A 13690-nucleotide genomic window follows, 5' to 3' on the forward strand; every position below is an offset into this window, starting at 1 on the left:
TGCTGTTCGAAGGCGTGCCGAACTACCCGGACATCACCCGGGTGGCGAAGATCGTCGACAAGCACAAGGTCAACATCCTCTACACCGCCCCGACCGCCATTCGCGCCATGATGGCCTCGGGCACCGCCGCCGTTGAAGGCGCCGACGGCAGCAGTCTGCGCCTGCTCGGTTCGGTCGGCGAGCCGATCAACCCGGAAGCCTGGGACTGGTACTACAAGAACGTCGGCAAGTCGCGCTGCCCGATCGTCGACACCTGGTGGCAGACCGAAACCGGCGGCAACATGATGAGCCCGCTGCCGGGCGCCCACGCCCTCAAGCCGGGTTCGGCGGCCCGTCCGTTCTTCGGCGTGGTGCCGGCGTTGGTGGACAACCTGGGCAACATCATCGAAGGCGAGGCCGAGGGCAACCTGGTGATCCTCGATTCGTGGCCAGGCCAGGCACGCACGCTGTACGGCGATCACGACCGCTTCGTCGACACCTACTTCAAGACCTTCCGTGGCATGTACTTCACCGGTGACGGTGCCCGTCGCGATGCCGACGGCTACTACTGGATCACCGGTCGCGTGGACGACGTGCTCAACGTCTCCGGCCACCGCATGGGCACCGCCGAGATCGAAAGTGCCATGGTCGCCCACCCGAAAGTCGCCGAGGCGGCGGTGGTTGGTGTGCCGCATGACATCAAGGGGCAGGGGATTTATGTCTATGTCACCCTGAAAAACGGCGAGGAGCCGAGTGAGCAGTTGCGTCTGGAGCTGAAGAACTGGGTGCGTAAAGAGATCGGTCCGATTGCCTCGCCGGATGTGATTCAGTGGGCGCCGGGCTTGCCGAAAACCCGTTCGGGCAAGATCATGCGCCGCATCCTGCGCAAGATTGCGACCGGCGAATACGAGGGGTTGGGTGATATCTCCACCCTGGCCGATCCGAGCGTGGTGCAGCATTTGATTGATACGCACAGGACCATGAATGTTGCGTAAGTAGCGTTCGGCGTCATCCAAAGCCCCGCCAGGTGTTGAGCCTGGTGGGGTTTTTTAATGTCTGGTGATTGTGTGGTGGCTGTGCGGGCCTCTTCGCGGGCAAGCCCGCTCCCACAGGGTTCTGTCGTGTGGCGTAAATTGCAGGTGCTCATTGCTCCTTGCTCGCGAAGGAGGCCTGTCAGTCGCCCCTGATGCAACAGCCAATAATTATCGGTTTCCTCTGTAGGCTGTTTCCCACTGTTACCCCTGATCCTTCAAGTTACCAAATGTGTAACCGCCTGCGCCGATACGGGGCATAGGGAAACGTCCGACCCTGCATCAGGGTCTTCAAGGCGCCACTGAAAAATAAGAATCAACGCTGCGCTTGCCGGATTAGAAGGGTTTGCCAATAATAGGCCCGCAATTTGCAATGTAGATCGGTTCACTGTCTTTTGCTCTTGCATGATTTTGCAGGGCTGTCAACGTGCTCAACCGGCTTTCTCAGTGCTTCTGTAACTAGTTGTCGCATTGAAGAAATATCGGCTTCGGGCCTGTCGTTAGAATGCCGATCACTCGCTCGTCGTTGCCCGTGTTGAAATTTCGCACCTGCAATGTAGGACGCAGCAAAACTTTCCGGTTCCACTCATTCGCATATTGGGCTGTCGCTCACTCTGCCGTTTTAGCCCTTTACCGATGGAGTCCCAAGATGAAGAAACTCGTGCTGCTTGGCGCCCTGGCACTGTCCGTGCTGTCCCTGCCAACCTTCGCCGATGAAAAGCCTCTGAAAATTGGTATCGAAGCGGCTTACCCTCCGTTCGCTTCCAAGGCTCCGGACGGCAGCATCGTTGGTTTCGACTACGACATCGGCAACGCTTTGTGCGAAGAGATGAAGGTCAAGTGTGTATGGGTCGAGCAAGAGTTCGACGGTCTGATCCCGGCGCTCAAAGTGCGCAAGATCGACGCGATCCTGTCGTCCATGTCGATCACTGAAGATCGCAAGAAGTCCGTGGACTTCACCAACAAGTACTACAACACCCCGGCCCGCCTGGTCATGAAGGAAGGCACTCAGGTCAGCGAAGGCCTGACCGAGCTCAAGGGCAAGAACATCGGCGTGCAACGTGGTTCGATCCACGAGCGTTTCGCCCGCGAAGTCCTGGCCCCGCTGGGTGCCGAGATCAAGCCTTACGGTTCGCAGAACGAAATTTACCTCGACGTGGCCGCCGGCCGCCTCGACGGCACCGTCGCAGACGCTACCCTGTTGAATGACGGTTTCCTGAAGACCGACGCCGGTAAAGGCTTCGCGTTCGTGGGTCCGGCTTTCACCGACGTCAAATACTTCGGTGACGGCGTAGGTATCGCGGTTCGCAAGGGTGACAAGGCTGAGCTGGACAAGCTCAACGCCGCCATCGCTGCCATTCGTGAGAACGGCAAGTACAAGCAAATCCAGGACAAGTACTTCGATTTCGACATTTACGGCAAGTAAGTACGTCGCAACGAAAAGTCCGAAATGGCGCAAGCAACAGGATCTCTGAGGTTTGCGCCATTTTTTCATCCCAACTTTCGAGGACCTGAATCATGTTGAAAGGCTACGGGGCTGTCATCCTCGATGGCGCTTGGCTGACGCTTCAGCTCGCCTTGTCGTCCATGGCCCTGGCCATTGTCCTTGGCTTGATCGGTGTGGCATTGCGCCTTTCGCCGGTGCGCTGGCTGGCCTGGCTGGGCGATCTGTATTCCACCGTGATCCGCGGTATTCCCGATCTGGTGCTGATCCTGCTGATTTTCTACGGTGGTCAGGACCTGCTGAACCGCGTCGCACCACTGCTCGGCTTTGACGAGTACATCGACCTGAACCCGCTGGCCGCCGGTATCGGCACCCTGGGCTTCATCTTCGGTGCGTACTTGTCGGAGACCTTCCGTGGCGCGTTCATGGCGATTCCCAAAGGTCAGGCCGAAGCCGGCATGGCGTATGGCATGAGCAGTTTCCAGGTGTTCTTCCGCGTGCTGGTGCCGCAGATGATTCGTCTGGCGATTCCGGGCTTCACCAACAACTGGCTGGTACTGACCAAGGCAACCGCGCTGATTTCGGTGGTGGGCCTGCAAGACATGATGTTCAAGGCCAAGCAGGCGGCAGACGCCACCCGCGAGCCTTTCACCTTCTTCCTCGCAGTGGCGGCGATGTATCTGGTGATCACCAGTGTCTCGTTGCTGGCATTGCGTCACCTTGAGAAGCGCTACTCGGTAGGCGTAAGGGCGGCTGATCTATGATCTTCGACTACAACGTCATTTGGGAGGCCTTGCCGCTGTACTTCGGCGGCCTGGTGACCACCCTCAAACTGCTCGCACTGTCACTGTTCTTCGGCTTGCTGTGTGCATTGCCGCTGGGCCTGATGCGTGTTTCGAAGAACCCTGTCGTCAACATGACGGCCTGGCTCTACACCTACGTGATCCGCGGCACGCCGATGCTGGTGCAGCTGTTCCTGATCTACTACGGTCTGGCGCAATTTGAAGTCGTACGGGAAAGCTTCCTCTGGCCGTGGCTGTCGAGCGCGACGTTCTGTGCGTGCCTGGCGTTCGCCATCAACACCAGTGCGTACACCGCCGAAATCATTGCTGGCAGCCTGCGCGCAACGCCGAACGGTGAGATCGAAGCCGCCAAGGCCATGGGCATGTCGCGCTTCAAGATGTACAAGCGCATCCTGCTGCCATCGGCCCTGCGCCGGGCGCTGCCGCAGTACAGCAACGAAGTGATCATGATGCTGCAGACCACCAGTCTGGCGTCCATCGTGACCCTGATCGACATCACCGGTGCCGCGCGCACGGTCAACGCCCAGTTCTACTTGCCGTTCGAGGCGTACATCACCGCTGGTGTGTTCTACCTGTGCCTGACCTTCATCCTGGTGAAGGTGTTCAAACTGGCCGAGCGCCGCTGGCTGGGCTACCTGGCCCCGCGGAAGCACTGATATGGAACGCATTGATCATTCATTGCCGTGGAGCCACCTGGGCAGCGAACGCCAGATTTCGGTGTTCCGCTTCGGCGCCGGTGAGCGCAAGGCCTACATCCAGGCCAGCCTGCACGCCGATGAACTGCCGGGTATGCGCACGGCCTGGGCACTGAAAAAGCGCCTGGCCGAACTGGAAGCCCAAGGCTTGTTGAACGGCGTGATCGAACTGGTGCCGGTGGCCAATCCACTGGGCCTCGGTCAACTGCTGCAAGGCAATCACCAAGGGCGTTTCGAGGCGGGCAGCGGCAAGAACTTCAACCGCGATTTCGTCGAGCTCAGTGCGCCAGTGGCTGCCGAAGTCGCCGGGCATCTGGGTGATGACCCGCACGCCAACATCCGTTTGATTCGCCAGGCCATGAGCGATGCGCTCGCCGCATTGCCACCGGCCAGCAGCCAGTTGCAGGGCATGCAGCGCATTTTGCTCAGCCATGCCTGCACCGCCGATGTGGTGCTGGACCTGCATTGCGACGCCGAAGCCGCGCTGCATATGTATGCCTTGCCGCAGCATTGGCCGCATTGGCGTTCGTTGGCCGCGCACCTGAATGTGCGAGTCGGCCTGCTGGCGGAGGATTCCGGCGGCAGTTCCTTTGATGAAGCCTGCTCGCTGCCGTGGTTGCGCTTGTCGCGCCTGTTCCCGGATGCGCAGATTCCGCTGGCGTGCCTGGCGACCACCCTTGAACTGGGTGGTCAGGCTGACACCGGTCGCGCCGAGTCCGAGGCTCACGCCGAAGGCATTCTGGCATTCCTCGCCGAGCAGGGATTGATCAGCGGTGAATGGCCTGCACCTGCGCAGGACGCATGCGAAGGCATGCCCTTCGAAGGCACTGAATTGTTGTTTGCGCCGCACCCTGGTGTGGTGAGTTTCCTGCGCAAGCCCGGTGAATGGGTGGAAGCCGGAGACGAGATTTTTGAAGTGATCGATCCGCTGGCGGATCGGGTCAGCACGGTGTGTGCTGGTACGTCCGGGGTGCTGTTTGCCATTGAACGGCTGCGTTACGCCCAACCCGGTTTCTGGCTGGCCAAGGTGGCGGGGCGCGAAGCGCTGCGTCACGGGCGCTTGCTCAACGACTGACTGACTGCTTTTGTGAGAACCGACCGCATGTACAAACTTGAAGTCCAAGACCTGCATAAACGCTATGGCAGTCACGAAGTGCTCAAGGGCGTGTCCCTGAAAGCGGCAGCGGGTGATGTGATCAGCATCATCGGCTCCAGTGGCTCCGGCAAAAGTACCTTCCTGCGTTGCATCAACCTGCTGGAGCAGCCGCACGCGGGCAAGATCTTGCTCAACAACGAAGAACTGAAACTGGTGGCGAACAAGGACGGCGCACTCAAGGCTGCCGATCCAAAACAGCTGCAACGCATGCGTTCGCGCCTGTCGATGGTGTTCCAGCATTTCAACCTGTGGTCGCACATGACCGCGCTGGAAAACATCATGGAAGCGCCGGTGCATGTGCTGGGCGTGTCCAAGGCCGAAGCGCGTGAAAAGGCCGAGCACTACCTGAACAAGGTGGGTGTGGGTCACCGTAAGGATGCTTACCCGGGTCATATGTCCGGTGGCGAACAGCAGCGTGTGGCGATTGCCCGTGCGTTGGCGATGGAACCGGAAGTGATGCTGTTCGACGAACCGACCTCGGCCCTCGACCCGGAGCTGGTCGGCGACGTGCTGAAAGTGATGCAGGCCCTGGCTCAGGAAGGCCGGACCATGGTGGTGGTGACCCACGAAATGGGCTTTGCCCGTGAAGTGTCGAATCAGTTGGTGTTCCTGCATAAAGGTGTCGTTGAAGAAAGCGGCAACCCGCGCGAAGTGCTGGTGAATCCGCAATCCGAACGTCTGCAGCAATTCTTGTCGGGCAGCCTGAAGTAATCAGGGCTGCCGTTGTGCACAGGGATAGTGCATGCTTCGCAACCTAGAGATCGATCCCCGATCCCTGTGGGAGCTGGCTTGCCAGCGAAGGCGGTGGGTCAGCTTACATCTCTGACACTGACACGCCGCCATCGCTGGCAAGCCAGCGCCTACGGTTGATCGCTGTTGGTTTCGAGATTTGCGTTCATTTACGGGCTAGCATTGGCCCATGCCTTCATCATTGTTTTTCGCTTCGGATTGCCCGCCATGACTGCCCATCGAATTGGTTTCCTTGTTTGGCCCAGCACTAAAGCACTGACGCTTGCGCTGGCTGAGGAGGCCTTGCGTGTTGCTCAGCGTGTGCATCCGGAGGTGGTTTACGAACTGTCGTTCCTGCAGGCCGAACCGCCGGCCGAAGGTGCCTGGCAATTGCCTGGCGAGGCGTGGACCGGCAAGCTCGAAAACTTTCAGAAACTGTTCCTGCTGGCAGATGAGCCACCGACCAGCCTTGCCCCGGCGCTCAGCAGTGCGCTGAAGCAATTGGTGCGTGCCGGCTGTGTGATCGGCGGTCTGTCGGCGGGTGTCTATCCGTTGGCGCAACTTGGTTTGCTCGATGGCTATCGCGCGGCCGTGCATTGGCGCTGGCAGGACGATTTCGCTGAACGCTTCCCGAAAGTCATCGCTACCAGCCATCTGTTCGACTGGGATCGTGATCGCCTGACCGCGTGCGGTGGCCTGTCGGTACTTGATTTGCTGCTGGCGGTGCTGGCCCGCGATCACGGCGCCGAGCTGGCCGGTGCGGTCTCCGAAGAGCTGGTGGTCGAACGTATCCGTGAGGGTGGCGAACGCCAACGCATTCCGTTGCAGAACCGTCTGGGCTCCAGTCATCCAAAGCTCACCCAGGCGGTGTTGCTGATGGAAGCCAACATCGAAGAGCCACTGACCACCGACGAAATCGCCCAGCACGTGTGCGTGTCCCGTCGGCAGTTGGAGCGGATTTTCAAGCAATACCTCAACCGTGTACCGAGTCAGTATTACTTGGAACTGCGCTTGAACAAGGCTCGGCAGATGTTGATGCAAACCAGCAAGTCGATCATCCAGATCGGCCTGTCCTGCGGCTTTTCCTCGGGGCCGCATTTCTCCAGCGCCTACCGCAACTTCTTCGGCGCCACGCCGCGGGAAGATCGCAACCAGCGGCGCAGCAGCAGCCCGTTCGAGTTGTCCTCGGTGCCGTCGGAGCGCGGTTGATCCGCGCCTGACTGGGTTACTCGTCCGGGTCTGATTCTCCGGAAGACGACGCCTCCAGCTCAGCCCGCTCGATCACTTCCTCGACCCCGAAGTCGACGTTGGTCAACCTGAAATATTCAATCAGGATGTTCAAGCTGGCTTCGTTGAACGGATTGTTGCGCAGGTTGATGGTTTCGGCTGCCTCCATCGGCAACTCGAGGATATCGGTGGGGATCCGGGTGATCTGGTTACCGCTCAGATCGGCAGTGTCCAGGCTCTTGAGTTGCAGCAGGCCGGCAGGCAGTTCGGTGAGCCCGCAATTGTCCAGTTGCAGGCTGGCCAGCTCGGTCATCTGAGTGACATCCGGTGCGAGTCCCAATGGATTGTTGCTCAAGTCCAGGAAGTCCAGTTGAGTCATCTCGGACAGGTTCAGAACGCTCTGCGCCGTCAGGGTAATGTTGCAGTCGGGAAGGTTCAATGAGGTCAGTTCGCCCATGCGGAAAATCGCATCCGGGATATTGTCCAGGTGAAAGTCGCGGATGCTGAGGGTCTTGAGTTTCGGGAAGCTTTCCAGGAACGGGCTGACGCCCATGGTCATGCCGCTTTCGCTATTGAGATAAACCATCGTGACATGGCTGAAGTCTGCACTCAGTGCCGGCAAATCACCGTTAATGTGGGTGTCCAGGCTCAAGTCGTAGCTGGGCTGCAGCAAGTCGCTCATGTCATCGGTCACGATCTCCCGACGCCAGCATCGCAGCACGAGCTGTTTGAATTCATCACGGGCCCAATGCTCGTTCAGCAGTTGCTGCGCGTTGAAAGGTTGTTGGGTGACGGGGTGGAGAGCGGGAATGTCGGCGGTCCAGGCAGCCAGTTCAGTTTCCAGAGTGGCAAGTTCGGCTTCCAGGCGACTCAGTTCGGCCCGCCCCTCGTCCAGTGTTCCAGGCAGCGAATACACGAATTTGCTCGCTTCTTCCTGGTCCATCATCGGATAAAGCGCTTGCGCACGTCGCAGGTCCGCCGCCTCGGCAAAGATGCCAAAGTCCTGGCCTGTCGCCAGGTAGTGTTGCTTGAGGCGTTCGCGGGATGCGGACGACAGTGGGTTATTGCCCAGGTCGAATCCTTCCTGACTGTCGGGTGGAAGTGAGAAAAGAGCTGTGGGCAATTCTTCGATCCGGTTGTCATTTAGCAGTGCAGTACGCAGACGCGGGCGAGTCAGCAAGTCCCTGGGCAGCTCGGGGAGGCCGGTGTGTGAGAGGTCTATGTAGTTCAGGTTGGGCATGCTGCCGACGTCCGGCACCAGGCCCAGCGGATTGTTGTACATATCCAGTGTGGTCAATTGATCCTGTCCGGCGAGCGTGGCCTGGGCCTCGGGGCTGAGGCTGATCGCGCAATCGCTGAGAATCAGTTCCTCCAGTTGTAGCTGCGCGAGCACATCGGGAAGTCGACCCAGGTTGAAATAACGCAATTTCAGGGCGCGCAACCCGCTAAAACTGCGCAGAAACGCCTGCGTACCCCGCGTGGCGCCACAGCCATCCATGGTCAGCGTCTGAACACGACTGAAGTCGGCGGTCAGCGCTGGCAGCTCGCCAATGATCGGTTGATAGAAATTGAAGTCGGTCGTTGCGAATCCGTTCTGCGTGGGTACCCATTGACGCCGCCAGCACTCCAGCAGATCAATCATGAAATGCCTTCGAGCTTGCATCTGGGTGGTGAGCTGTTCAGGCGTAAGCCTGGTTTGGGTTTCAGGCAGGAACGGCGGAACATCGTTGCACCAGGGAGACAGGGTGTCGTAGAGCCGCGAATGTTCAACCATGAGTCGATTCAGTTCTGCCCGTGGCCCTGTCGGGTGTTGTTGCAGGCGCTCGACAAAGGCATCGAGTTCCTCGGCCGACAGTTGCGGGAACAGGGACTGGACACGGGTTTGCAGCGTTGGCGTACGGGTGGGTATGTGCCGATAACCATCACCGCCGCCCAACAGCCGCATGACCTTCGGATCATAGGCAGGTTTGAGATTGGATTGTTGAGCCAGCCGTGTGCGCAGCGCCTCGCGGCTCAGGGTGTGTTGGCGGATCAACTGTTTGAGCCGTGCCTCGTCGCCAATCCGGACGTTCAGCGCCATGCGCTCGCTGTCGGGCAACGCCTGTAGCAGGCTGTTAAAGAATGTGGTCGAACCGCTGAGTTCTTCTCCGTCCTGATCGAATGGCTGATAGGTGCCGTCTTCGCCGAGCACCAGTATTTTGCGCACGCTGGCGTCGGCGCTGCCAAGGCTGTCAATGAGGCGCCCGTCAGGGCTGTAGTGGCGAATTTCCAGACGCAGATGGCCGGTCCAGCCTGGCAGGTTTTCCAGAGAGTGCAGGGCCAGACAATCGGTGTCGATGTTGTCCTCGGTCGACGGCAACTCAAGCCCTTCGTAGGCGCGTGTCACAGGCACTTGCAACCTGGCCTCCTGGCTCAGCTCCGTCAGTCTGGGGGAAACCTTTCCGCCCTTGAGTTGTTGCAGCTCCAGGTCGTTGGCCGTTGCGGCAATGGCTTCTGCGATGGTGGTCGGCAATCCGGGTTCGGCATCAATGAGCATTTGTGCCATGGAGTGAGCGCCATGCTCGAGTGTGCGGTAGCGCTGTTCGAACAGGCTCTGTCGCTTGCGTTGGGCGAGTTGGGCCAGTTTCTGGCGCAGGCTGCGCGTACGACTTTCGAGGCGGGGGGAGGGCAGGCCGAATTCTTCGCCCATCAAGGTTCTTGCTTCTTCGTTCGACAGGGCAAGCAGGAAAGTTTTTAGCAGATCGCCGTCCTTGAGTTTCGCGACATCGATTGGCACCCGCGGCACATTCGGTGCTGGACTTTGCCAAAGTATGTGCGCCTCGCCATCCGTCAGTTGCAGCCCTTTGGTTTTCGGCCAGTAGCCGTTGGCGTTGAGTAATTCGAGCTGGGTGACGGGGTCGGCCTTCAGATACACCTCAGGCCGGTCACTGCCGATTTGCTCGATAAAGGTTTGAATATCCTGGTCGATCTTGAAGCGTTTGAGGGTGTCCGCCAGGAGTGGCGGTACCTGTGCGGCGTTCATGTGCATCTGGCGCAGGACATTTTCGTGAGTGCCGCTTATGGAAAGCATGCCTTCGCATTCGCGCTCGGAAAAGCGTTGCATGTCTGGCCCGATACGGCGAAGCAAGGTGGCCTTGTCCCAGCTCAGGGGTTGGTCGACCTCGGTTTGCCAGGCGCCGGCCCTGTTGTGTTTGAGCGCGGGTTTGTAGGCTTCGGGGCGAGTCGGATGGTCGATACGATGCTCGCCCGTCAGTGGATTCTCGCTGACGGCGTAGCGTTTGTTCTCCAGGGATAACAGGGTTTTGTCCTGATGGCGGTGCAGCCCGAGCGCGTCCGGTTTTGATTCGTCGGGCAGCACGGCGGGATGCTCGTAGGCGGTGAGGTCGGGTTGCCAGTAGCGGGGTTCGCCGTTCGGTCGTTTCACCGAGTTGAAGCGGTCGAAGAACTGCACGGTTTTCCCGGGCAGCGCCGCGCGCAGTTCTCCTGCGGCAATCATTCCGCCCGCCGCAAACGTGCCCATCTGTACGGCGGATTCAACGACGCCCATCAAATGCCCGAATGCTTCGCGACCCTGACCCTCGGCCCAGTCGACGACGCATTCGAAGGTTTCGTCGAGCAACTGGTACGCCATGTAACCGAGCATCAACTCGCCAAGCAAAGGCACAAACGGCAGGGCAATGAAGGCAGCGATGTTCAACAGTGCTGAAGCGATTTCGGTGAAGGAATCCCAAAGTGCCCAACGGGCTCTCTGGTCGACCGTTGCCGTGGAGACCGCGATGACCCGCGCATCGTTGAGAATCTTGTTGAGCTTCGACTGGTACTGGTGAGTCCACAGGTCGCCCTTGATCGGCATTGAGGCGATACGCAGATCGGCCCGCTGGTCGGGTTGCTCGCGCCAGGTCGGGCGCGGATCACCCGGCGCAACGGGTTGCCAGGTGATGGGCGCCAGTTGACTGTTCAATTGGGCGAAGAAGTGGCCGCGATCCTCATGGTCGATGAAGCGACTGAAGAACTGTTGATAGGTGGGCGCGCGCAGGCGCGTGCTCAGTTCCTCGGCAAAAGCGGCGGACGAGGGGTATTCCTTGACGGGATGTTCGGGGTCATCAGGGATGTAGGCCACGACCCTGGCCACTTCGCGTGCGCTCTCAAGGTCCGGGGCAAATAACAGAACGCCGGTCAGACGCGCGTTCATGATGGTCAGCTCGTGGCAGCCCCATGGCTGGCCACGCAAGCGCAGATAAGGCAGATCGTCCAGCAGGCCAAGAATCAGCCGATGGGCATCACTGCCCAGCAGTTTTTGCATCTGCGCCATATGCAGGGCGGCGATCAGAGCGGTTTTCTGGCTGTCCTGGATTTTCGGTTGCAGCAGTGCCGCCGCCACTGGGTTGCTGATGCCCAGGTTGTCCTCCAGATACTCTTTATAACGCTGGCCAATATCCAGCTCCCGGCACAGGCGGGTGAAAGCCGTGATGGGCATTTTTTCCGTCATCTGCGGCAAGGTATCGAATCGCCCGTCGGCGGAGGGGGGCGTGATGTAAGTCGAGGCGGGCTCGAAGGCGTCAGTTTTGGTTTCGGCGCTTTCGAAGTTGTGCAGCGCAGCATCGAGCAGCGATACCGACCAGATGCGCGCGGCCCCTGACTTCAATCGCAGCCAGGGAAGGTGGGTGGGGATATAAAGATGCAGGCAGGTGTGGCGAACGTCCAGCTCCAGACCGAAATCGCGCTTGAGCGCGGCTTGTAGCAGCGGCTCGGCGAAGTCGGCGGGGCTTTGCAGATTCGCCATCATCCGATCGACCCGATTCTGGCTGGTCGCATGCTGGGCGATGAGTTTGCGCAGTTCCGCCTGCTGATGGGGCGGGGCGTCCTTGAGGTTGGCCGGCATGCCCGGGCTTATATTGCTCAGTGCCTCACGCCGCTGGGGCGTTGCCTGGCGCAGCCAGGACGGGATGACGTTGATCAGATGCTGATAGTGGGCGTCCGGCCGGAGAGCATCGGTCGCCAGGGAGGCAGGTTGGGTCGTCATGGGGGGCGGTGGGCCGTCGAAGTTTGATAAGGCCCTTAGGAAACCGCGCGAGGGCGGATGTCGTGCGGTACATATTTACCTCACTCGACCAATCGGCATCGGTTACAGCGGAGCAAGCCTGCCGCAAACGCTCGCCGCCAGTTAAACTGCGCCTTTGCGACCCTATATGTCGCATTGCCGTAAACCCGGGAAAATCCGGGGTTTGCGCTATAAGAAGTTGTCGCTTGGCGGCAAGGCCGGGCTGAAAACTGTCCTTACAATCCCCCCATCGCTCGCCAGTTTCAGGCGAGTGTTCGTCTTCAGGAGACTCCGATGTCCGTTGAGCACGCTGCGGTACAACGCGCCGATTTCGACCAGGTAATGGTTCCCAACTACGCGCCTGCCGCTTTCATTCCAGTGCGTGGCGCCGGTTCCCGCGTATGGGACCAGTCCGGCCGCGAGTTGATCGACTTCGCCGGCGGGATTGCGGTAAACGTATTGGGCCATGCGCATCCGGCGCTGGTCGGTGCGTTGACCGAGCAAGCCAACAAGCTGTGGCATGTGTCCAACGTGTTCACCAATGAGCCGGCCTTGCGCCTGGCCCATAAGCTGATCGATGCCACTTTTGCCGAACGTGTGTTCTTCTGCAACTCCGGTGCTGAAGCCAACGAGGCCGCTTTCAAGCTGGCCCGTCGCGTCGCGTTCGATCGCTTTGGCAGCGAAAAATACGAAATCATTGCCGCGCTGAACAGCTTCCACGGTCGGACCCTGTTCACCGTGAACGTGGGTGGCCAGTCGAAGTACTCCGACGGTTTCGGCCCTAAAATCACCGGCATTACTCACGTCCCTTACAACGATCTGGCTGCTTTGAAAGCCGCCGTTTCCGACAAGACCTGTGCCGTGGTGCTTGAGCCGATCCAGGGTGAGGGCGGCGTACTGCCGGCCGAACTGGCCTACCTGCAAGGCGCCCGCGAGCTGTGCACCGAGCACAATGCGCTGCTGGTGTTCGACGAAGTGCAAACCGGCATGGGCCGCAGCGGCAAGCTGTTCGCCTATCAACACTACGGCGTGACGCCGGACATCCTGACCAGCGCCAAGAGCCTGGGCGGCGGTTTCCCGATCGCGGCGATGTTGACCACCGAAGACCTGGCCAAACACCTGGTCGTCGGCACCCACGGCACCACTTACGGCGGCAACCCGCTGGCGTGCGCAGTCGCGGAAGCCGTGATCGACGTGATCAACACCCCTGAAGTGCTGAATGGCGTCAAGGCCAAGCACGACAAGTTCAAGGCCCGCCTGGAACAAATCGGCGAGAAGTACGGCCTGTTCACTCAGGTGCGTGGCCTGGGCCTGCTGATCGGTTGCGTCCTGAGCGATGCCTGGAAAGGCAAGGCCAAGGACATCTTCAACGCCGCTGAAAAAGAAGGCCTGATGATTCTGCAAGCCGGTCCGGACGTGATTCGCTTCGCACCGAGCCTGGTGGTTGAAGACGCCGATATCGATGCCGGCCTGGACCGCTTCGAACGCGCCGCAGCTAAGCTGACACAAGCCTGATAGACCTTTCGACGCCTGACCATTCAGGCGTCGAACCCAATTCTGATGCCGGACCCGCTTTCCTGTCGGA

The 13690-nt window shown here is 59.8% G+C and carries 9 protein-coding genes; 8 read left to right on the forward strand and 1 reads right to left on the reverse strand.

Features of this window, described 5'->3' with window-relative positions:
• From F7R06_RS29925 to argR, 7 genes are all read left to right on the forward strand, one after another.
• A partial coding sequence (locus F7R06_RS29925; protein WP_151149721.1) for an AMP-binding enzyme occupies positions 1-974 on the forward strand: 974 nt, incomplete at its 5' end.
• Between the two features lie 685 nt (positions 975-1659).
• Positions 1660-2436, forward strand: coding sequence for an ABC transporter substrate-binding protein (locus tag F7R06_RS29930; protein ID WP_047532380.1), 777 nt, complete (start codon positions 1660-1662; stop codon positions 2434-2436).
• 92 nt (positions 2437-2528) lie between these two features.
• Entirely contained in the window at positions 2529-3218 is a 690-nt protein-coding gene (locus F7R06_RS29935; RefSeq protein ID WP_047532379.1) for an ABC transporter permease, read from the forward strand.
• The gene (locus F7R06_RS29940; protein WP_090324590.1) at positions 3215-3913 is read left to right on the forward strand and encodes an ABC transporter permease; all 699 of its coding nucleotides are present in this window, start codon (positions 3215-3217) and stop codon (positions 3911-3913) included. Before F7R06_RS29935 ends, F7R06_RS29940 begins: the two co-directional genes overlap by 4 nt.
• 1 nt (position 3914) lies before the next feature.
• A complete protein-coding gene (locus tag F7R06_RS29945) occupies positions 3915-5027 on the forward strand; it encodes a M14 family metallopeptidase (RefSeq protein ID WP_090324588.1) in 1113 nt (370 codons plus the stop codon).
• A 27-nt stretch (positions 5028-5054) separates the two neighbouring features.
• The gene (locus F7R06_RS29950; RefSeq protein WP_090324587.1) at positions 5055-5819 is read left to right on the forward strand and encodes an ABC transporter ATP-binding protein; all 765 of its coding nucleotides are present in this window, start codon (positions 5055-5057) and stop codon (positions 5817-5819) included.
• 246 nt (positions 5820-6065) lie between these two features.
• A complete protein-coding gene (gene argR, locus F7R06_RS29955) occupies positions 6066-7046 on the forward strand; it encodes a transcriptional regulator ArgR (RefSeq protein ID WP_047532376.1) in 981 nt (326 codons plus the stop codon).
• Between the two features lie 16 nt (positions 7047-7062).
• On the opposite strand, the gene F7R06_RS29960 is transcribed toward argR, so the two are convergent.
• Positions 7063-12087 (reverse strand): leucine-rich repeat domain-containing protein, encoded by a 5025-nt coding sequence (locus F7R06_RS29960; protein WP_090324585.1) that lies wholly within the window; start codon positions 12085-12087, stop codon positions 7063-7065.
• 312 nt (positions 12088-12399) lie between these two features.
• On the opposite strand from F7R06_RS29960, the gene F7R06_RS29965 reads away from it, so the two are divergent.
• On the forward strand, positions 12400-13620 hold the full coding sequence (locus F7R06_RS29965; protein ID WP_090324584.1) for an aspartate aminotransferase family protein: 1221 nt from the start codon (positions 12400-12402) through the stop codon (positions 13618-13620).
• Positions 13621-13690 lie beyond the last annotated feature (70 nt).

Origin of the sequence: Pseudomonas moorei (assembly GCF_008801475.1) — a bacterium.
Taxonomy (GTDB): Bacteria; Pseudomonadota; Gammaproteobacteria; order Pseudomonadales; family Pseudomonadaceae; genus Aquipseudomonas; species Aquipseudomonas moorei.